At 53.8% G+C, this 21,186-nt stretch carries 20 protein-coding genes; 14 read left to right on the top strand and 6 right to left on the bottom strand.

The annotated features are described in order from the left end of the window. Positions 1–11 precede the first annotated feature (11 nt). Entirely contained in the window at positions 12–3,128 is a 3,117-nt protein-coding gene (locus KP806_RS14845; protein ID WP_224724481.1) for a glycosyl hydrolase, read from the top strand. Between the two features lie 56 nt (positions 3,129–3,184). Here KP806_RS14845 and KP806_RS14840 read toward each other — a convergent pair whose 3' ends face one another. Further along, on the bottom strand, positions 3,185–3,736 hold the full coding sequence (locus KP806_RS14840) for a helix-turn-helix domain-containing protein (RefSeq protein ID WP_224724480.1): 552 nt from the start codon (positions 3,734–3,736) through the stop codon (positions 3,185–3,187). A gap of 149 nt (positions 3,737–3,885) precedes the next feature. On the opposite strand from KP806_RS14840, the gene KP806_RS14835 reads away from it, so the two are divergent. The 12 genes from KP806_RS14835 (at position 3,886) to KP806_RS14780 (ending at position 14,320) form a co-directional block, all read left to right on the top strand. Then, entirely contained in the window at positions 3,886–4,281 is a 396-nt protein-coding gene (locus KP806_RS14835; protein ID WP_224724479.1) for a DoxX family protein, read from the top strand. Positions 4,282–4,409: 128 nt separating this feature from the next. Further along, positions 4,410–5,069, top strand: coding sequence for an alpha/beta hydrolase (locus KP806_RS14830; protein WP_224724478.1), 660 nt, complete (start codon positions 4,410–4,412; stop codon positions 5,067–5,069). Between the two features lie 8 nt (positions 5,070–5,077). Beyond that, complete coding sequence (locus tag KP806_RS14825) at positions 5,078–5,848, top strand: DODA-type extradiol aromatic ring-opening family dioxygenase (protein ID WP_224724477.1); 771 nt, start codon at positions 5,078–5,080, stop codon at positions 5,846–5,848. After that, entirely contained in the window at positions 5,845–7,233 is a 1,389-nt protein-coding gene (locus tag KP806_RS14820) for a hypothetical protein (protein WP_224724476.1), read from the top strand. Before KP806_RS14825 ends, KP806_RS14820 begins: the two co-directional genes overlap by 4 nt. A gap of 162 nt (positions 7,234–7,395) precedes the next feature. After that, positions 7,396–8,346, top strand: a complete 951-nt coding sequence (locus KP806_RS14815; protein ID WP_224724475.1) for an iron-hydroxamate ABC transporter substrate-binding protein — start codon at positions 7,396–7,398, stop codon at positions 8,344–8,346. 150 nt (positions 8,347–8,496) lie between these two features. After that, the gene (locus KP806_RS14810; protein ID WP_224724474.1) at positions 8,497–9,159 is read left to right on the top strand and encodes a YdeI/OmpD-associated family protein; all 663 of its coding nucleotides are present in this window, start codon (positions 8,497–8,499) and stop codon (positions 9,157–9,159) included. 341 nt (positions 9,160–9,500) lie between these two features. Next, positions 9,501–9,878, top strand: coding sequence for a GntR family transcriptional regulator (locus KP806_RS14805; RefSeq protein ID WP_224724473.1), 378 nt, complete (start codon positions 9,501–9,503; stop codon positions 9,876–9,878). Between the two features lie 5 nt (positions 9,879–9,883). Then, the gene (locus KP806_RS14800; RefSeq protein WP_224724472.1) at positions 9,884–10,609 is read left to right on the top strand and encodes an ABC transporter ATP-binding protein; all 726 of its coding nucleotides are present in this window, start codon (positions 9,884–9,886) and stop codon (positions 10,607–10,609) included. Next, complete coding sequence (locus KP806_RS14795; RefSeq protein ID WP_224724471.1) at positions 10,610–11,353, top strand: hypothetical protein; 744 nt, start codon at positions 10,610–10,612, stop codon at positions 11,351–11,353. A gap of 2 nt (positions 11,354–11,355) precedes the next feature. After that, positions 11,356–12,432 carry a DUF4097 family beta strand repeat-containing protein gene (locus tag KP806_RS14790; RefSeq protein ID WP_224724470.1) on the top strand — a complete coding sequence of 359 codons (1,077 nt, stop codon included), beginning with the start codon at positions 11,356–11,358 and terminating at the stop codon, positions 12,430–12,432. Between the two features lie 18 nt (positions 12,433–12,450). Beyond that, positions 12,451–13,380, top strand: coding sequence for an ABC transporter ATP-binding protein (locus KP806_RS14785; protein WP_224724469.1), 930 nt, complete (start codon positions 12,451–12,453; stop codon positions 13,378–13,380). After that, entirely contained in the window at positions 13,373–14,320 is a 948-nt protein-coding gene (locus KP806_RS14780) for an ABC transporter permease (protein WP_224724468.1), read from the top strand. The genes KP806_RS14785 and KP806_RS14780 overlap by 8 nt, the downstream gene beginning before the upstream one ends. A 77-nt stretch (positions 14,321–14,397) precedes the next feature. Here the strand turns inward: KP806_RS14780 and pdxA are convergent, their stop codons facing one another. From pdxA to KP806_RS14765, 3 genes are all read right to left on the bottom strand, one after another. Next, positions 14,398–15,393 carry a 4-hydroxythreonine-4-phosphate dehydrogenase PdxA gene (gene pdxA / locus KP806_RS14775; protein ID WP_224724467.1) on the bottom strand — a complete coding sequence of 332 codons (996 nt, stop codon included), beginning with the start codon at positions 15,391–15,393 and terminating at the stop codon, positions 14,398–14,400. Continuing rightward, a complete protein-coding gene (locus tag KP806_RS14770; RefSeq protein WP_224724466.1) occupies positions 15,386–16,717 on the bottom strand; it encodes a four-carbon acid sugar kinase family protein in 1,332 nt (443 codons plus the stop codon). Before KP806_RS14770 ends, pdxA begins: the two co-directional genes overlap by 8 nt. Positions 16,718–16,810: 93 nt before the next feature. After that, complete coding sequence (locus KP806_RS14765) at positions 16,811–17,212, bottom strand: 2-keto-3-deoxygluconate permease (protein ID WP_224724465.1); 402 nt, start codon at positions 17,210–17,212, stop codon at positions 16,811–16,813. Between the two features lie 35 nt (positions 17,213–17,247). On the opposite strand from KP806_RS14765, the gene KP806_RS14760 reads away from it, so the two are divergent. After that, entirely contained in the window at positions 17,248–18,366 is a 1,119-nt protein-coding gene (locus KP806_RS14760; protein WP_224724464.1) for an RNA-guided endonuclease InsQ/TnpB family protein, read from the top strand. A gap of 295 nt (positions 18,367–18,661) precedes the next feature. On the opposite strand, the gene KP806_RS14755 is transcribed toward KP806_RS14760, so the two are convergent. Together KP806_RS14755 and KP806_RS14750 are read right to left on the bottom strand one after the other, a co-directional pair. Next, positions 18,662–20,503 (bottom strand): sigma-54-dependent Fis family transcriptional regulator, encoded by a 1,842-nt coding sequence (locus tag KP806_RS14755; RefSeq protein ID WP_224724463.1) that lies wholly within the window; start codon positions 20,501–20,503, stop codon positions 18,662–18,664. A 318-nt stretch (positions 20,504–20,821) separates the two neighbouring features. Beyond that, the gene (locus tag KP806_RS14750) at positions 20,822–21,130 is read right to left on the bottom strand and encodes an RNA polymerase sigma factor (RefSeq protein WP_224724462.1); all 309 of its coding nucleotides are present in this window, start codon (positions 21,128–21,130) and stop codon (positions 20,822–20,824) included. Positions 21,131–21,186 lie beyond the last annotated feature (56 nt).

The following is a 21,186-nucleotide window of genomic DNA, read 5'->3' as shown; positions in this document are numbered from 1 at the left end:
GGGGTAACAGAATGAGTGATTTGTCCAAGCTGCGCAAGCAGTTTGCGGAACCGCCCGCGGAAGCGAGGTCCGCGCCTTTTTGGGCATGGAACGACAAGCTGGACAAGGATGAATTGATACGGCAAATCGAAGGAATGAAGGAGCAGGGAATCGGCGGTTTCTTCATGCATGCGAGGGACGGGCTGGAAACCGGGTATTTGGGCCCCGAATGGATGGAGGCGGTCGAGGCTTCGGTGCGAAAGGCGGACGAGCTCGGCATGGAAGCCTGGCTGTATGACGAGGACCGCTGGCCCTCCGGCACGGCCGGGGGCAAGGTGCCTTCGCTCGGCGATGAATATCGCTCAAAGGGACTGACGGTGGAGGTGCTTCAAGACGACGGACTCGGAACGGCCGCCGCTCCTTACCGGGCGGGCGCCCGGACGGTCGCGCTCTTCAAGGCGCACATCGACGGCATGCAGCTGTACCACTGCGAACGGCTGCCGCACACGGTACCGGTTACGAGCCTTGAAGCGGGAGAGGCGCTGCTCGTGTTCCGGGTGGAAGTGTCCGCACCCAGTGAATGGTTTAACGGCCAGGCTCCGCCCGACAGCATGAATGCGGCGGCCGTACGCAAGTTCATTGACGAGACGTACGAGGTATACAAGGCGAAGGTCGGGGACCGGTTCGGAAGCACGATCAAAGGAGTATTTACCGATGAGCCGAGCGTAAACGACCGTCATTGCAAATTTACGGATGGGCGGGGCTGGGTACCGTGGACGTATTCGTTACCCGATTTCTTCCGAAGCCGGCGCGGGTACGAGCTGCTGGACGAAGTGCCTCATTTGTTCTTTAACAGCGGCCGCTCCTCCTGGGTACGACACGATTATTGGCGCACGGTCTCGGAGCTGTTCACCGAAGCGTTCTCGAAGCAGCTCTACGATTGGTGCGGCGAGAACGGATTGGCGTTTACGGGTCATTATTTGCAGGAGGACAAACTCGGGCTGGGTACCCGGGTTGGCGGCGCCATCATGCCTCATTACCGGTATCAGCATATTCCCGGTATTGATATGTTAACAGAAGCGACCGATGAGCATATGACGGTCAAACAATGCACGAGCGTAGCGAATCAATACGGACGCAAGCGGGTGCTGTCGGAAACGTACGGCTGCGCGGGCTGGGAGTTTACGTTCGAGGGTCAAAAATGGATCGGCGATTGGCAATACGCCCTCGGCGTCAATTTCCGTTCGCAGCATTTGTCGCTCTATTCCATTAAAGGCTGCCGAAAACGGGATTATCCGCCGGTATTCAACTACAATACAAGCTGGTGGAAGTATAACCATGTCGTAGAGAATTACTTTGCGCGGCTCGGCGCGGTGCTGGCCGAAGGGCAGGCGGTCCGGGATATTCTCGTGCTGCATCCGGTCACGACGGCTTGGTCCATGCTCGGCTCGGACCCATACGGCATGCCGAACCGGGGCCGGGACCGCGACATTCCCGGCATTAACCGTTATGGTGACGAGTTCAACCGGTTTTTAAGGGCTCTGCTCGGCGCGCATCACGATTTTGACCTCGGAGACGAGACGATTCTAAGCGAGATCGGGGAAGTGAATACGGGTAAGCTGGTTGTTGGCCGTGCGGCCTACAAGGCTGTGGTCATACCAAGCATCACCACGATGCTGCGTACGACCTATGAGCTGCTGCTGCAATATGTGGAAGCGGGAGGGCGTATCGCAGCGCTGCAGCCTTTGCCAACGATGCTGGAAGGCCGTCCTTCGGACGAAATCACCAAGCTGACGAAACATCCGGGCTTCACGCCGGTTTCAGACACTTCGAACGTGATCGATTGGCTCGATCATCACTCGGGCCTCGCGCGGCAGGTATCCATCCGCGGGCGGTCCGGGACCGAAGAGAGCGGCTTGCTCGGTATGCTCAGGGAGCATGAGGGCTGCCGCTCGCTGTTCATCGTCAACAATGACCGCGACCGCGCTCATGACGTGCTGATCGAAACCGCCGCAGCCGGCAGCGTGGAGGAGTGGGAGGCGCTGACGGGCAAGACAAATAAGGTGGAGTCTTGGCTCTGCGAAGGAAGGCTGCAGTTCCGTGCTTCATTCGGACCGGCCGGCTCGAGGCTGTACCTGATTGACGAAACGGCCGCTCCCGCAGCCCAGGCACCGCCCGCAGAGCCGATTGGATTTAACGATAACGATTTATATGCGGCGTTCGGACCGGGGTTCCGGTTTAGCAGGACAATGCCCAATGCGCTGACGCTCGATAAATGCCGGTTCCGGATACGTTCCGGAAGCTGGTCCGCGCCTATGGAGGTGTGGCAGGCGCAGCGCCTCATTCGCGAGGAGCTCGGAATGCGGCAAGTCTTTTACAACGGAATGACTCAGCGTTACAAATGGATTGGAGAAGGTCATCCGAACGATGGAACGGCGGTGGAATTCCGATTCGCCTTTCAGGTCGATGAGCTGCCCGGAAACGATGTTTCCCTCGCGCTTGAAGGAGCGGAACGTTTCCGCATCCGCTGCAACGGCGAGGACCTTGCGTCAAGCGTGGAAGGCTGGTATATGGACCGCTCGATCGGGTGCGTGAAGCTTGGCGGTCTCCGCATGGGCGGCAACGAATTGATTGTTAGCTGCCGTTATACGAACGATATGGAAATGGAAGACATCTATCTGCTCGGAGACTTCGGAGTCAGCCCGGAACGGCGCATCATAGAGGAGCCAAAGCGGCTTCACGCAGGCGACTGGTGCCTGCAGGGATATTTTCATTACTGCGGCAGCATAATTTATCATTTGGATTACCGCCATCGTCCGGAGCCCGATTATCGTATGCTCCTGGCGCTCGGAGAGGTGTCGGCGGTAACCGCGGAAGTAAGGGTGAACGGCGCAGCGGCCGGACACATCCCATGGAGAGCGGCGGACGGGCTCGACATTACCGGCTTTTTGGCGGAGGGCGGCAACCGGCTTGAGATTGAGGTGATGGGCAGTCCGCGCAATGTGTTCGGGCCGTTCCACGGGGCAAGAGGCAAAACCCGGGTTACGAGCTGGAGCTCATTCCGCACGGAGGGCAAGGAGTATACGCCGGATTATATTACGCATCCGTATGGCATTATGGGGCAAATCAAGCTGATTCGCTCTCGCTGACGGGTGGCCGGTGCGGGTTCAGGGAATGCCTCTTACTGTTTATCCGCCGCCACTTTTTAAAGAAAATCCTTCGAATTCTCGCTATCGCTGTAAATGGCAATGAGAACAATCGCCGTTTCCTCGCTTATATTTCTGACCAAATGGGGAGTGCATGCATTCCAGCTGAAGGAATCGCCCTCCCCGAATTCCGCCTTGTCCTCTCCCTGCTGGGCGTAAATTTTCCCTTTGACGACAAAATGAACTTCTTCTCCTTCATGCGCATGAGGAACATCGCCTGTCGAAGCGCCGGGTGGGAACTCGACGAGCCTCATCCTGACGTTTTTGGTAGAGCTCAAGTGTTCGACCTTTAAATTTTCAATTCCGCTTTTTGTAATCCGCCGTTCTTCCTTGCGGACAATGCTCATACGTTCTTCCTGCCGCAGCAGCAAATAAGCCAAGGGAACCTTCAGGGCATTGGCAATGCTCTCCAGCGTGGCGATGGACGGCGACGTTTTATTGTTTTCGACTTGGCTCATGAAGCCTTGAGAAAGGCCGGTCTCTTCGCAAATTTGAGTGATGGTGATGTTTTTGCGTTTACGGATGGTTCGGATAGCGGAACCTATATTCATCTAGTATTCACCCCGCAGAAATATTTGCAATACAAAACATAAATTAATAATAGCAATATTATTGTTGACATGCCATACCGTGCTGCAATATATTAGTCATATGAAAAAAACATTATTATTTATAATAAATGAAGGGGGATAAACAGAAGATGACTAAATTAACGGTGGTATCGACTATTATGCGCGTGGTGGTAGGAATTTTATTTTTAGCCCACGGGATCAGCAAGCTGCAGATGGGTTTGGGTAACGTGGAGGGATGGTTCAGCTCAATCGGCATTCCCGGCGGATTGGCTTATGCGGTGGCGGGACTGGAGCTTGCCGGAGGGATTTTGCTGATTGCAGGCCTCTTTACCCGTTATGTGTCGGCTTTGTTTGTGATTATGCTGATCGGGGCCGTCTTTATGGTGAAGTTATCCGCCGGACTGCTGGGCAGCAATGAAATGGCCGGTTATGAGCTGGATCTGATTTTGATCGTCGCCTCGTTGTATTTAGTTGTTGCCGAACGGTCGCCGCTGTCGGCCGACCATGCTTTTTTCAAAATATAAGAAAGTATAAATTTCACTATATACTGGACTTATATTTCATCGCGAAACGAGCTTTTGCCGCCAAAGGACGGCATCAGCCGTTTACGCTTGGCAAACGAATCGCCTAACAAGTTTAAAGGAGTGTTCCTATGAAACCGGCGTATGCCTATGACGTTCACCTGCCGTCCAATATGGAGCCGGGCAAAAAGTACCCGACCATCTTTACGCTTCACGGCAAAGGGTCCAATGAGAAAAATATGTTCGGTTTAGCGGCGCCTGCAGCAGACGATTTTATTATTATCGGCATCCGCGGAAATCTTACGCTCGGTGCCGGGTTTCAATATTACGATTTGAAAAGCCTGGGCAATCCGATCCGGGAAATGTTCGACGATGCGGTCCGGCAGCTGGAAGCCTTTATTCATTATGCAACGGATCAGTATCCGGTCGATGAGAGCAGGCGTTATTTGCTCGGCTTCAGCCAAGGCGCGATATTGTCCATGACGCTTGCGCTGACGATGGGGGATCATATAAAGGGAATCGTCGCGTTAAACGGATATGTTCCTGGTTTTGTCAAAACGGAGTATACTTTGAAGAGTGTACAAGCGGTATCGATGTTTATTTCCCACGGGGAATTCGACTCCGTCTTCCCGATTCGGATCGGTCATGAGACCGCGTCTTATTTCGAAGGCCTGACTTCCGGCTTAACCTTCAAGACGTACCCGACCGACCACGGCGTATCCGAGGAGAATCAGCGGGATTTTATAAAATGGCTTAGACAGGATGCCGGCGTGCATTCGGACAAGGAGTGAAGCAGCATATGATTCCATCTTATTTTTTTGCGCATGGCGCGCCTTCGATCGTCTTGGAGAACAATGAATATACGGCTTTTATGAAAAATTTTGCGGCGCAGACGCCAAAGCCTAAAGCGATCGTACTGTTCTCGGCCCATTGGGAGCAAGAGGAGCAGACGATCAGCGCAGTTGATTCGTACGGCACGATTTACGATTTTTCGGGCTTTCAGCCGGAGCTTTATACGATCACCTATCCGGCCAAAGGAGAGCGTTCGATAAGCGGGCAAATCCAAGCCTTGTTTACGAAGCACGGCATCACGAGCTCGATGGACAACGAAAGAGGGCTGGATCACGGCGCATGGGCGGTGCTCAAGCTGCTCTATCCCGATGCGGATATTCCGGTCGTAGCTCTTTCCGTGAACCGTCATTTAACCAACGGACAGCAATATGAAATAGGCAAAGCTTTAGCCGAGCTCAGGGAACAGGATGTTCTGATTATCGGCAGCGGAGGAACCGTGCATAATTTGCGGAAGCTGAACTGGCAGGGAGAAGGAGTAGACGAATGGGCGCTGGCCTTCGATAACTGGCTGCAAAGCAAGCTCGAAGCATGGGATGCAGAAGCGCTGTTCCGCTACAGGGAGCTTGCTCCTCATGCCGCGGAGGCCGTGCCGACGAACGAGCATTTCATTCCGCTGCTGCTTGCGATGGGAACGGGAGACCGCAATCGCCAAGCGGAACTGCTTCACCGCAGCTATCAATTCGGCAACTTAAGCTTGAGCTGCTGGGAATTTTCATGACGGTATCGAAAATAGCGGCGCCAGCCGTCAAAACGGTTTTCGAACGGACGATCATCTTCGTGCTGGCCGCCGTGTTTATTGCGCAGCAGCTGACGCACTGGGGACCGCTTGCCGTGCTGCAGGGCATACTGGTATTTATCGCGATCGCCCTGCTGCTTCCCCAGCTTAAAGGAATGACATTATGGCTTTCCGTTTCCTTTATGGCTGTAGGGGTGATCCTTCTTTCCGTTCAGAAAGCGGACGCAGGCTACTGGCTGGAAGCAGCCGGTACAAACGTGACGCTGGTCACCTTGTTTGTATTCGCGCCGCTGTTCGGAATTCCGGTCCGGATCCCGGCTTATCTCGAAGCCTTGAACCGGTTTTATGAAACGCAAGTGCGAAGCCGGTCGGTTCTGTTTGTCGGAACGCAGCTTCTGACACAGATCATGGGCGTATTCCTGAACGTCGGTTCGATCCCCGTCGTCTATCACATCGTGTTTGCCAAACCGCAGCGGGGCATGACTCTTCTGCTTGCCAATGCGCTGAACCGCGGCTTTGCGGGGGCGATCCTCTGGTCGCCCTATTTTGCTGCGATGGCGGTTGTGGTATCGACGCTTTCGGTGAACTGGTCGACGCTCCTTCCTTACATGCTCGGTTTGTCCTTTATCAGCATTGTCGTCAGTTTGGCGGTGGACGTGAAGGGGCTTCGGCATTCGGCAGAGGATGTGAAGGGCCAAGTTCAATCGGAAGAACCGCCTGCGGTAAAAAGAAAGACATCGTTCCCGGCCGGGCTCGGCCTTTATTTGTTATCGGCCGTTGTCGTCGTTCTGGTGCTGGAGCGTTTCGTCGAACTCCCGATGGTGCTGATCACCTGCATGGCGGCTGCAATGTTTCCGCTGATCTGGTGTCTGGCGAAGGGGACTATGGCCACATACCGGAAAGGTTTGGAAAACCATGTGACGGTTACGCTGCCGGCGTTGAAGAAAGAAATGACGCTGTTTTTGGCGGCAGGCTTTTTCAGCGGCTCGTTCGGCGCAACCGGGTTCGGCGCTATTATCCCCGGCTTGCTGGAGCCGATTCCTTTGCCGATCTCCATCACTTTCTCGATTGTGACCATCGTTCTAATTATGGTGACGTCCATGGCGGGCCTTCATCCGATCGTTCCCGTCACGATATTCGCAGCAGGCATCGACCCTGCAGCCGTTCATATCACTCCGGAATATTTGGCCGTACTCCTGCTTGGCAGCTGGGGGTTATCCAATACGATATCGCCGGTCTCCGCCGTTAATAATTTGCTCGCAGGATTGTATAAGAAGCCCGTATACGATTTTGCCGTACCCAATTATAAATTTGCCGCCTGCATGGCGGTTATGCTGCTCTTATATTTAATCGTTATCAGGATATAGATCACGATTCATTCAGGTCCATGCGAACAAGCATGGACCTTTTCTTTTTGCTGCAAAACTGCAGTTGACAACCGCCGGGGCAGCGGATATAGTATGATATGTGATATTGATAATCGTTATCATTAATAATTCATAATAGCTAACCGACAAGGAGACCCGAAGATGAAGAAAAGTCTAGTTATCCTAATTTCCCTGATGCTGATGGCCGTTATCAGCGCATGCGGAGGCGGCACCGCGAACAATGCCGAGGAATCGCCGTCGCAGAACGCAAATTCGACAAACGGAGCCGGAGAGGCGTCCGGAACCGTCACCTATCAACCCGAGAGCGGACCGGTCGAAATTCCAGCCAAACCGGAGCGGATCGTAGCTTTGTCGTATGCGCCGAATGTGATTTCGCTCGGCGGAACGCTGGTCGGCGTCGATCAGTGGACTCAGAACAACCGGCTTTTTACCGATAAGCTGAAGGGGATTGAAGTCGTATCGGAAGGGGATCTTGAGAAAATTTCCGCGCTGGAGCCGGATCTGATCATCGCAGGCACGGAGATGAAGAATGTTGCGGAGCTTAGCAAAATTGCGCCTACCATCGCTTACACGTGGGGCAAGCTGGACTACCTGGAACAGCAGCTGGAGATCGGCAAGATTTTGAACAAAGAGGAAGAAGCGCAGACGTGGATCGACGATTTCAAGCAGCGCGCGGAAGCGATCGGCAAGGAAATTAAAGCGAAGCACGGCGAAGACGTCACTGTAACGGTATTCGAAACGGATTCGAAAAACTTCTATGTATTCGGCAGCAACTGGGCGCGCGGCACCGAGATTTTGTATCAGGCGATGGGTCTCGGCATGCCTGAGAAGGTTACGCAGGATGCGCTTGGACCGGGCTACTACACGCTTTCGCAGGAGGTTATTCCCGAGTATGCCGGCGATTTTATCGTCATCAGCAGACCGGGGTCCGGCGACAATTCGTTTATGGACACCAAAATTTGGAAAAACATTCCGGCCGTCAAGGACAATAAAGTCATTGAGATCGACACGGAAGCTTCCACGTACAGCGACCCGATATCGCTTGAATCGATGATGGACATTTTCAAGAAAGGTTTCTTGGGCGAAGAGTAAGTTCAGTGCACGACCCCTTACCTTGAAGTCAGCTTGAAACGCCTTCTGCGTGATCGGAGAAGGCGTTTTTTCCGTATGCGGAATTTGTAGTACAATGGTGAATAATGACTTGCAGACAAGAAAGCAAGCCGGTTTAGGGAGGCTTCACAAATGTCCAAAACGATCGTAGAGAAATTAAATTTGCGAAAATATAAAAAAGCCGTCGTGCTGAACGAGCCGGCAGGCGAGGAGCTTCTGGCGGGGCTCGAAGAATACGAAACGGAGCTCAAAGAGGGCCCGTATGACCTTATCTTTGCTTTCGTGCTTGAGATGGAAGCTCTGCAGGGCATGATGAAGGAAGTCATCGATAATAGTTATTTGAACAAAAACGGTTATTTTTACGCGGCCTATCCCAAAAAAGGAAATAAAGTCTATCCGACCTATATTCACCGGGATCATCTGTTCGAGGGCCTCGGCGCCGATGAGGACGGCTATATCGGGACAAGCAGCATCAAATTTGCCCGCATGGTCGGGCTTAACGAGGTGTTTACCGTCGTCGGCTTCAAAGAAGAGGCGCGGAAAAGTCAGACGTCGGCTAAACCGAGTCAAAGCGTGGACGACTATATCGCCATGATTCCGGATATCGAGAAGGATTTGCACGATACTCCGGAATCGCTGGCTTTTTATCAATCGCTAACCCCGGGCTATCAGAAGGACTGGGCCCGTTATGTGTACAGCGCCGTTCAGGAGGAAACCAGGGAGAAACGGCGCGCCGAAATGAAAACGGTTTTGGGTGAAGGGTACAAGAGCATCGACCTCTACCGCAGAAAATAACAATCCATTTCATCGAACATGCGGATACTGTGCGGGGAAACCTGCACCCGGTATCCGCATGTTTTTTTCAAGATATAGGAAAGTATAAGTTTCACTCCTATACTAACGCCTATATCTCACCGCGAAACGTAAGCTAATGCCGCCAAAGGACGGCACAGAACCGAGCTGCGCAAAGATGCAGCTAACGGTTCGTGCGTAGCATTAGCCGTTTACGCTTGTCGCTCTGCATTCGGAGGAGCGCCGACAAAAAAATACTCGTTGACAATCGATACGGGCGGAGCTATGTTTATAGTGCACTAGTCAAATAGTGCACTGGTTCATTGATGTGAGGGGGTAAAGCGTTGGAACTGGACTTTAACAGCCCGAAGCCCATTTATCTTCAGATGGTGGATGAGGTGAAGAAGGCATTGGCCAGAGGAGAGCTCTCGCCGGGCGATAAAATACCTTCGCATAAGGAAAGGGCGCATATATCGAAAGTGAACCCGAATACGGTGCAGAGGGCTTATCAAGAGATGGAGCGGGAAGGACTGACGGAAACGTTGCGGGGACAGGGCACTTTTATTAAAAACGATCCCACTTTGCTTGTGCAGATCCGTTCGGAAATGGCGCAGGCGGCGGTGAAAAATTTCATAGAGGAGATGCGCGGCCTCGGCATCGAGCCGGAAGAAACGGAGCGTATTTTGCGCAGTCAATTGTACAAAGGGAACGAGGGGGGTTAAGCCGTATGTCGATGTCCATGTCCATGGAGGACCGTGAGATTATGATCGAATTAAAGGGAATCAATAAGCACTATTTGCTAAAGCAGGCGCTGACCGGAATCGACCTTCAGATCAGAAAAGGCAGCATTGTCGGCCTGCTCGGTCCGAACGGCAGCGGCAAGTCGACGCTGCTGAAGATGATGGCCGGACTGATCTACCCGACCTCCGGCAGCATTCGCGTGAACGGCAGGGAGCCCGACGTGCGGAACAAGCAGCATATCGCCTATCTGCCCGAAATCGACAATCTGTACGGCTGGATGACCGTGAAGGAAACGCTGCGCTTCCTGTCGGGCTTCTACAGCGACTGGCAGGCGGATAAGGCGGCCGAAATGCTGCAGACGATGGAGCTCGGCGAGAATCAGAAGGTGCGCAACCTCTCGAAAGGGATGAGAGCGCGGCTGAAGCTGATCGCGGCGCTGTCCCGCAAGGTTCCGCTCGTGCTGCTTGACGAGCCGTTCTCGGGAATCGATCCGCCGTCGCGGTCGAAGATTATCCGTTCGATCATTCAGGAATTCCAGTCCGACGAGCAGACGATTTTGTTATCGACGCATTCGGTAGGGGAATCCGAGCCGATGTTCGACGATGTCATTTTTTTGCATAGCGGCCGCATCAAGCTGTTCGACTCGGCTGAGAACCTGCGGGAGAATTTCGGCTGCTCCTTGGAGAACATTTGGGAGAAGGTGTACGCATAGATGGGATTCCGCAATTTATTCGGCAAGGAAATTAGGAGTATGCTGCCGCTTTACGGCGTTTTTGCCGTCGTCATGGTGGCGCTGGATTTCTTCATCCTGTACAAAAGCAAGACCTGGGCAAATGACGTCGAGATGGTGCTGTCACTGATGATCCCGTTTATATTCGCCGGGGTGCTCGCCGTCGGCACCGGCTACTATCAGCTTCAATCGGAATGGAAAACGAACTCGATTTATTTGCTGCTGTCGCTGCCGATCCGCGGCTGGAAGGTGCTTACGGCCAAGCTGGCAGCCGTGCTTTGCTTGTTTCTCGGCACGCTGCTGTGGATTGCCGCCTGCTTCTCCGTTATTCTGCTCCGGTCGAAATGGGGAGAGCTGATGGAAGCGGCGGAGCCGTCGCAATGGCTGCCTGGTCTGCTTAATACAGCTGCCAACAGCTTATGGATGTATGTTCTTGTCGTGCTGTTCCTGACGGCTGTCAGCCAGTTTGCTTTCTTGTGCGGCCAGCTCGTCGCCAAGCTGAAATGGCTGGTCGTGCTCAGCGCTTTTCTCGGCGCGGTATGGCTGGTCATTCGGGTCACCCCTCTGTTATCTCAGCTTCTGGAGTGGACGCCGGACATTTTCTTCGGGGGGCTGGATCTGGACGCTGCTTATTTGCACTCCGGTCCGTTTATCGTCCTGCTGCTGCTCAGCATCGGGCTGATCTGGCTGAACGGCTATATTTTCGAGAAAGAGGTGGAGGTGTAGAGATGGTTTTCCGCAAAAAAAGAATACTCCTTCTAACCTCCGTCGCCGTGCTGCTAGTGCTGATGATTCTGGATCTTACGATCAAGAAGGAGCAGCTGTTGGAAAGCTTCAGCGAGCCGTTTTTTAACGAACAACGGACGGATGCGTTTTATTTGGCCAACCGGCAGGCGAAAGCAACATCCGAGCGGCAGCTCGAAATCGAGCGTCGGGAGCTGAAGGAAGTGCTGCTTGCCGGCACCGGAGGGAAAATAGCCGTCGAACGCGCTTCGGGCGATACAATCCGCTTGCATTATACCGTCACCGCAACGGGGGCGGACGAGGAGGCGGCAAACCGCAGGCTGGAAGCCGTCAAGGTGGAAGAGGAAATCGGCGAGGGCCGGCTGACTTTAGCTGCCAAGTCGGAAGACAAGCCGATCGATAACGACGCCGTATCCATCGATTATGTTCTTCAAGTGCCCGACGGCATGAAGCTGCGGATCGATAACGAAGAGGGGACGGTCCATATTGCCGGCATCCGCGGGGATGTAGACGCCGATTCGTATGGCGGTCTGATGGAAGTTGCAGACGTAACCGGAAATGTGAAGGTCGCTGCCTCCTACGGAGACCTGCTGTTATCCGGCATCACAGGAAGCATTGATCTGGAGAACCTGTACGGCGAAGCGGATATTGAGCAGGCGAAGGGCGACGTCACGCTAATGAGCCGGTCGGGCTATACGAATATGTCCGGTATCGAGGGGAAGATCGCTGTAGATTCGGAGAACGGCTCCCTCCATGTACGCGAAACGACGGGGCAGGTGGAGGTTGCCGGGCGGGCGACCGCCGTTCAACTGGAGGGTATCCGGGGCGATATGAAAATAACGGCCGATTCCGGTTACGTTAAGCTGATTTTGCCGCAAGCCGAAGGGTATACCTTGAATGCAGCGCTAACTAGAAGCGACATTCGCACTTCTCTTCCCGTTTCCGTCGAGCGGGAGGTTCAAGAAGACAATATGGAGCGTTTAACCGGAGTCATCGGAGCCGGCTCACGGAAGGTCGACATCAAAGCCGAATCGGCCGAGCTTGTCATTCATTCAAAATAAAATAAAGGAGGCCCGTCCATGACCGGTGAACCTATTGTAAGCATTCGTAACGTGACGAAAAAGGTAGGGCGCGCAACGATTATTGATAATCTGTCGTTCGATGTGCCGCAAGGAGAAATATTCGGATTTTTGGGTCCGAACGGGGCCGGCAAGACGACGACGATCCGCATGATGGTCGGCTTGATGTCGATCACGAAGGGCGAAATCAAGATCAAAGGAAAAAACATAAGCAGCGAGTTTGAGCAAGCAATCCGCCATGTGGGCGCTATCGTGGAAAATCCGGAAATGTACAAGTTTTTGAGCGGGTATCACAACCTGATTCATTATGCCCGTATGATACCCGGTATTACCAAGGAAAGGATTCACGAGGTTGTCTCGCTCGTCAGGCTGGAAAACCGGATTCACGACAAGGTGAAAAAATATTCGCTCGGCATGCGCCAGCGGCTGGGCGTCGCCCAGGCGCTGCTGCACAGGCCGTCGCTGCTCATTCTCGATGAGCCGACGAACGGCCTGGACCCGGCGGGCATCCGGGAGCTGCGTGATTACCTGCGCTTCTTGACCCGGACGGAAGGGATAACCGTCATCGTCTCCAGCCATTTGTTGTCCGAGATGGAACTGATGTGCGACCGGGTCGCGGTGCTGAACAAAGGCAAGCTGATCGACGTGAAGCTGATCCAGGACTTCATCGGCTCGGACCATGCGGCTCAAAATTACCTGATCGAGGCTCTGCCTGCCGAGCATGCGCTCGCGGCCATCCGGGATATCGACGGGGTGAAGGATGCGAAGCCGGTTCCGGAAGGGATCGAGGTCGTGACCGAACGGGACCGGATTCCGGATATTTTGGCTCGTTTGGTGCGCATGAATATTCAGATATACGGCGTTCGCGCCCAGCGGCAGTCGCTGGAGGACCGGTTCTTGGAAATGACGGGAGGCGAGCAGATTGGTTAATTTGATTCTCAACGAAAACATGAAGCTGTACCGCCGCTGGCGGACGTGGATCATGGTGGCCGTCATGATTGCCGCCGTCCTCATCGGCAGCATCGTGGAATGGTACTACGACAACAAGGACGCGCAAAACGGCATCGCCTGGCAGGAGCAGCTCAAGCAGGAAAAGCAGCATAACGAAAAAATGGTAAGCGATCCGGAGATGGACGAGGAATCCAGGCAGTGGTTCCAGGAGCAGATTACTCTTGCGAATTACCGGCTGGAGCATAATATCCGGCCCGAATCCGGAACGATGTGGGATGGCATAAACGGCTCCGCCGAGCTCGTCATTCTGATCACGCTGTTCACGGTTATCGTAGCCGGAGACAGTTTGGCGGGCGAATTTACGACCGGCACGATCAAGCTGCTGCTCATCCGGCCGGCCAGCAGGCTCAAAATTCTGGTCTCCAAATATATATCGATGCTGATGTTCGGCCTGCTTTTGCTCATTATTTTATTTATCGTATCGGTTTTGGTTAACGGCTTGATCTACCGGTTCGCGGACATGGACCTGCCGCTTGTAACCGTCGACAGCGCCGGCGAAATCGTGCAGAGAAATATGGTTGCGAACCTGTGGCAGACGTATTTGCTGAACGGCGTAGCTACGATTATTTTCGTCACGATGGCCTTTATGATTTCTTCGGCGTTCCGCAGCAGCGCGATGGCGATCGGCTTCTCGATCTTTGCTTTGTTCGCCGGCTCGATCATCGTGGAGCTGTTCCAGGCTTATAAATGGAGCAAATACGTGCTGTTCGCCAATATCGATTTATCGCAATATTTGGCCGGCCGCCCGTACCAGGAAGGCATGACACTGTCGTTCTCTATCACGGTACTGGTCGTCTATTTCATCGTATTCAATCTCGTTTCCTGGCTCGTGTTCACCCGCAGGGACGTCGCTTCCTAGGATCATAATGCCGGTCCAATCTAAAAAAGGCAGATGAAGGGGTAGTCCTTCATCTGCCTTTTGGCTGTCGCTATAGATTATGCGCGTTTGGGAGCGAGCTCGATCGCCTGGCGGATCGCTTCCTTCATGCTTTGCTCGTCGGCGATTCCTTTGCCGGCGATGTCGAAAGCAGTGCCGTGGTCTACGCTGGTCCGGATGATCGGCAGGCCGACGGTAATGTTGACGCCGGCTTCCAGCCCGAGCACTTTGATCGGGCCATGGCCCTGGTCGTGATACATCGCTACGACGATATCGAAGTCGCCGCGCGTCGCGCGGAAGAACAAGGTATCGGCCGGAAGCGGGCCGACCGCTTGGATGCCTTCCTCCTGAGCGCGTTTGACGCCGGGAATAATCTTCTCCTCTTCTTCCCCGTAGCCGAACAAGCCGTTCTCCCCGGCATGCGGATTAATGCCGCAGACCGCGATTTTCGGAGAAGGATAACCGGCCTTTTGCAGCGTTTCGTGGGCCATGCGGATAACCTTGTAGACGCGCTCCGGATTAATCATTTTTACCGCATCGATAATGCCGACGTGAGTCGTCACGTGAATGACCTTCAGCTTGGGAGCGGAAAGCATCATCGAAAAGTCCTCGGTGCCGGTCAGATCGGCCAAAATTTCGGTATGCCCCGGGTAGAGGTGACCGCCCTTGTGCAGCGCTTCTTTGTTGAGCGGAGCCGTGCAGATCGCATCGATTTCGCCGGCGTTGGCCAGCTCGATCGCTTTCTTCAGGAAGCTGAAGGCCGCATGTCCGGCCTCGGCGGATACTTGCCCGATCGGAAGATCGGCAGGCACCAGATCCAGATCCAGGCAGTCTACCGTGCCGTGTTGAAATTCCGCCTCCGAGACGGATTGAATGCTGCGGATGCTCAGTCCGGTCCGGACGAAGCCGTCTGCTCTCTCCAAAATTTTCGCATCGCCGATGACAAAAGGCCGGCAAGTCTCGTAAACGTGAGGATCCTGCAGCGATTTCATTATAATTTCAGGGCCGACGCCGGCGGCGTCCCCCATCGTAATTCCGATAATCGGTTTATTCATTCGATTGATCTCCCTTCAGAGCTTGTTTGGCATTCGCCAGGCTTTGTTCGCTTCCGAACGCGCCGGCTTTTGTGACGACCCATAAAGGATTGCTTCCGCTTCCTACAAGCTGTCCGAGCGGAATGCCCGGCTCAAGCTCGCGCACCAGCTGGATGCCGGATACGCCAAGATGCCTGCATACGGCTTTGGCTGTATCCCCGCCGGTCAAAATAACGCCCTGCAGCTGAACCTCGCCAATAACGCCGGCAGCAATTTCGCCGAGCGTCGCCGCAATGCGGTTGGATACTTCCTTTTCGTCGAAACCTCTCTTGGCGCCAGCCGCTTTGGACAGCCGAACATGCTCGGGCGAGGAGCTCGCATATAAGGACACATCCGAGCCGGCGGCGATCGCTTCAAGCAGCTCCGTCCGGCAGCGTTCGATATCTTGAAGGCGGCCTTCGTCGGAAGTGATGGCTCGAACGGTGTCGAACTCCACGGCTGTTACGTCAGGACACCGGTTGAACGCGGCAACCTGGCCCCGGGTTACGCCCGAGATGCTTCCCGCAACGAGCAGCACAGGATGATTCATGTCCGTGATGGCGGACTTGGAAGCTTCGCCTTGGCCGCCGCTGCCGCCGGACAAAGCCAGCGCATCCGGCAAGTAATCGGCTAGTCCCGCCGAGCCGGCCCACAAAATCCGATAGCCGCTTGCCGCCAGGATGACGGCGATTTGCTGCATATCCACTTCCGTAACCGCATCGAATAAGATGTTTTGAATTTGCTCCTGAAGCAATGCCTGAATGCGGGACAAAACGGCTTCCTTGCCGGCATGCAGCGTTTCTAACGGGACAAGTCCCGCTTTCCGTTTCGATTGGGAATCGAACAGCCGGACCAGATCCGACTCCGTCACGGGACATTTCGGATCCCGCGCAATTTCCGTCTCGCTGACCGGCAATCGGTTCAGATAATGAATGCCGCCGCGCGTCGTTCTGCCGATTTTCGGGAAAGCCAGCGCCACCGCCGTAAAATCCGGTTGAACCGTATCTGCGACGGCGTCGAGTTCCGCGCCTAAGTTGCCGCGAAGCGTGGAGTCCATTTTTTTGTAAATATGCTGAAAATCAAGCTTCCGGGCTCGTGCCGCTGCTTCCGCAGCCCTCTCATAGGCCGCATTTGCGGCAATCGAGCGGCTGTCCGTGTCGAGAACGATAACTTCTAAATGTTCGATGCCTTCACTGAAATGATCGATATGAAAAATGACCTGGGTTCCAAACCCTTTTCTGGCGAACTGTACGCCCGAATCCGAAGCTCCGGTTAAATCATCTGCTATTATGGCGATTTGTCTCATGAATGTGGGTTCTCCTTCTCCTTTGCACTCGTTATGGTCCAGCATGGTATAAAGAACCCGGAGGCCGAAGCCCCGGGGTGATTCTAGGACGGACTATGCGGTTTGTTTTTTCTCTCCGATTTTTTTGGCATACCACGCCGTTACAAGCGGTGTAGCGATCGCGGTCACAATGACGCTGGCGGCGACCAGGGCGGTGGCCGATGGGACGAGCGGAGCATAGGCTGCATTGGCCGCGGCTATCGCGGCAGGTACGCCTGCTGCGTTGCCGGCCGTAGAAGACGCGGACAGTCCCGCGATCCCGTTTCCGCCGATCAGACGGTCCGTGAAGACCAAGGTTACACCCGTAATCAGCACGACGGAGAGGCCGAGCAGGATTCCGAGGAAACCTGCCTTCCAAACGGTGTGAAGGTTAAGGCCGGCGCCAAGCGCAAAGGAAAAGAACGGAACAAGGACAGGAACGGCTTTGAATAATTTTTGAATGTTCTTGGCCTCCAATATATGCTAACATAGGCATTGAAGGAGGCGAACATATGATCGTAACTGTCACGGCAAAAATCAAGATTATGCCGACAGATCGTCAAATCGAGGCGCTGCATCAAACCATGCTCGCTTATCGTCAGGGCTGTAATCTGGTCTCTGGGGTTGTATTCAACTCGAGCGAATTAAAGCAGACCGCGCTGCACCGAATGACCTATCAAATCCTTCGCAGCACGTTTGGTCTGCGCTCTCAAATGGCACAGTCGGTGATGAAAACCGTTATTGCCAGATACAAGACGATTCGGAGCAACGGTCACGAATGGACGTGCGTGCAGTTTAAGAAGCCGGAATATGATCTGGTCTGGAATCGGGATTATTCGCTGAACGCGCAGCTTTTCTCCGTGAATACGCTCCAAGGCCGAATCAAAGTCCCCTTCGTAGCCAAAGGAATGGAAGCCTACTTCGACGGCTCTTGGACATTCGGCACAGCAAAGCTGGTCTGGAAAAAACGCAAATGGTTTCTCCACATTCCGGTTTCAAAGGAAATAGGAGTCCCTGGGCTGAAGAGCATTGAACAAGTAGCAGGGATCGATCTAGGCATTAATTTTATTGCAACAGTATACGGCTCCGATGGCAAGACTGTATTCTTTCGAGGCGGGGAACTGAAACGAAAACGAGCGAACTACAAACGGTTGCGTTCCGAGCTGCAACGTAAACAAACGCCTTCGTCCCGCCGCAGGCTGAAACAAATCGGGCAACGAGAAACCCGTTGGATGACCCATGTGAACCATCAGGTCAGTAAGGCACTCGTAAGCCATTTTGGGGCGAATACGCTGTTCGTGCTGGAAGATTTAACAGGTATCCGAGGTGCAACAGAAAAAACCAGACTGAAGGATCGATATGTGACGGTATCATGGGCGTTCCACCAGCTTCGCAAAATGGTGGAGTACAAGGCACAGCTTGCGGGATCAATCACAATTGCAGTAGATCCGAAGCACACTTCACAGGAGTGTCCGGTATGCGGCCATACCGCCAAAGAAAATCGGGATAAAGCGAAGCATCTTTTCCGTTGCCGGGACTGTGGATATACAAGCAATGATGACCGCATAGGCGCTATGAATCTCTATCTGAAGGGAAAACAGTACCTTCTTCAAGGTGCAGGCGTAGCATGACTAGGCTTGCAGGGCAGTTGTCAATCTGCCCATCGATAGGCGTATGCTTATTGTGGATGTAACACTACGTTCTACCGAACGCAAAGAGATCGGAGTCGCGGAGACGTTAGCACGATCGGGTCGTTACAAGCTCCCACTTCAAAAAATAGTTAAGTGGGAGTCATTGACGCTGTATCCCTCCAAGATCGTGAGTTGCACACTCATATTACTGTTGTAATATGCAATACAATAATATAAATGCGCTTTATACGCTTATTATAAGGGACGTGTTGTTGCGTATCAACGGCAATAGTGTTTAATATTGCAACATGTTCTTGAGTTTCCGCCATAAGGTGGAGCGGTTAATGCCTAACCGGTTCGCCGTTTTGGACTGATTCATGCCTTCCTGTTGCAAAATCTCCCATAATATCCTTTTCTCGATTTCATCCCACGTTCCCGACAGGTTGACCAGCGCATTGTGGCTTGCGGCTTCCGTCTGCAGCGATTCCCGCACCTTCTGCCAGCCTTCCTGGGCTTCCTTGGTATCGATATAGTTGCCGTTTGCAGCCGCCAGCATGCACTCCAGCACCAGCTTCAGCTGCCGGATGTTGCCCGGCCACAGCTTCTGCATCAGGTCCTCTTCCAGCACGGACTGCCTGATTCCGACGATTTGCTTGCCGTGCCGGGAGTTGTAGCCTGCGATCAGGACGCGGGCGATTTCCCCGATATCCTCGAGACGCTCGCGGAGCGGCGGGATTTGCAGGCTCGTATTGGCGAATTGCCGGACGAACCCGTCCTCCATTTCCTCTTTTTTCAGCAGGGTTTTGGCCGGCTGCAAGGAAGTGACGATCAGGCGCGGATGGGCTCCGGCTTGCATCGCTGAGAGCAGCTTCTGCTGCAGCTGCCGTCCGGTGTGCTGAATTTGCTGCAGGCATACCGTCCCGACCGACTCGGTATAAAGCAGTCCGGGCGCCGATTCATTGCCGAATAAAACCGTCTCCAGCTCGACCTCCGTTGTCGTGTTGCAGGGAATGACGTATAACGCATCGCCGCTTCGGCCGCTGGCCGAATGGATTGCCTGCGAGAATAAAGATTTCCCGCTGCCGGCTTCCCCGGCGATCCAGATCGGCTTGTCCGTCTGGGCCAGCGACTTTGCGCGTTTTACGGTTTGCTGAATCGTCACGCTCGAGCCGATCACCTGAGCGAAGGCGGCGATGCGGCCGTTCACTTCAAAGCTGCTTGGAACCGGGCTGTTCGACTGGATCTCCAGAGGGTACATATAGACGAGAAAGGCATGCTCCTTCGCCTGGGCGGGCACGACGATTTCCACCTTCATCTGCCGTTTATAAAACCATTTCGTTTTTTGCCGGCTTTCTGCGGTGGTATCGCTTTTGGAGGCTTCCTCCAGGTATCGGCCCCAGATCGGATCGATCCCCTTCAGGTGCATGCCCCGCATGACCGAATTGTCGTAGCCGAGCAAAGATGAGGCGGCATGGTTGGCATAACGGATGACGCCCTGACTGTCCAGCGCCAGCACGCCTGTCCGGTGATGCTCCAGCATATGTTCGAAAAAACGCTCGTTTTCCCGTGCCTTCAGAAGAGCGTCATGGATGCGCTTGACCTCCGACAGCGCCTCAAGCACGGATTCGCGCCCCGATGTGATCAGGATGCCGTTATAGCCCATCTCCTCGGCGGTGCTTACCGTAACGGCGTCTCCGAGCACGATTTTTGCCCCGTGGCCGAGGGCGGTTTGCAGGGCGGAAGGAACCTCTGAGGCGTGCTCGATCGAGTAGATCGGAATGTCCACATCCAGCAGGCTCGATACGGCGGCCGCCCCGCGGCAAATGTTGGGGAAGCCGATGATAGCCACCTGGGTGCTGGAGTCCTTCACCAAAGTCAGCACGCGCAAAATATCGTAGCCGGAGACGGGAATATCTACGACCGGCGTGGAAATATGCTCCCTGATGACGGAAGCGGTGCCCCCGCGGCTGATAATAATGTCATAAGGATGCCTTTTAGTTCCGGTTACGATGGGCACCGCATTTTGCAGGTCGGCGATTTCAATGTCCATATCGATCCGCGGATCTTCGAGGGCGATGCTTTCCAGCAGCCCTTTTAATCCGGGATAAGGTGCAATTGCCAGCACTTTGATTTTCATTGGGTTTCCTCGCTTTTTAATCAAGAATAGACTGTTGCAAATTGGAACAATTCAATCCTGATTATACACAAAAAGAAAGGAATGTTGCAGCATTGCCGGTTGGGCACGATGACGGGTAATGTGTGCTGCTAGAGAATGGAGGCGCGGAGAGTGAGTAATTGGATTTAGTCCATTTATTCATCTGGATGATGCGTTTCCGGATAATATAACGGGATTTGATGTATATAAAAATAACCGAATGATCTCGAAACGGGGATTTCGGTCAATTTATATACACGAATTCCAGTTATTTGGCGGATAAGAGGAGGTTTGGGCAAATTAGCCAGCAAGAAATCCATTTATGTGAATCATAAGCATAATGGCGGCCAGATGGTGCAGCGCCCTGTGCTGCATGACGCGAACGGCGACCTCCTGCTTGTTCATCAATCCGGCGGTTTCGGCGACCGAGTAGCCTTGAATAATTCTCAGCTCAATGACGGTTTGCTGCTCGGCCGTAAGCTGCGTTAAGGCGAGGGAGATCGCTTGCTTGCCGCTGGGCGCTCGTTTCGGCGGGATCCTGATTCGCGTATTCCTTCGGGTTAATCGAATCGAGACTGACGGCCGTTCCTCTGCGATTCTTCCGGACATACGTAGTTAGAAAAAATGCAAAAAAAAGAAGACAACGGTTAGCATTGTCTCCTTGC

Source organism: Paenibacillus vietnamensis (assembly GCF_020169515.1).
GTDB lineage: Bacteria > Bacillota > Bacilli > Paenibacillales > Paenibacillaceae > Pristimantibacillus > Pristimantibacillus vietnamensis.
This window is presented reverse-complemented; position numbering and strand designations above follow the sequence as displayed.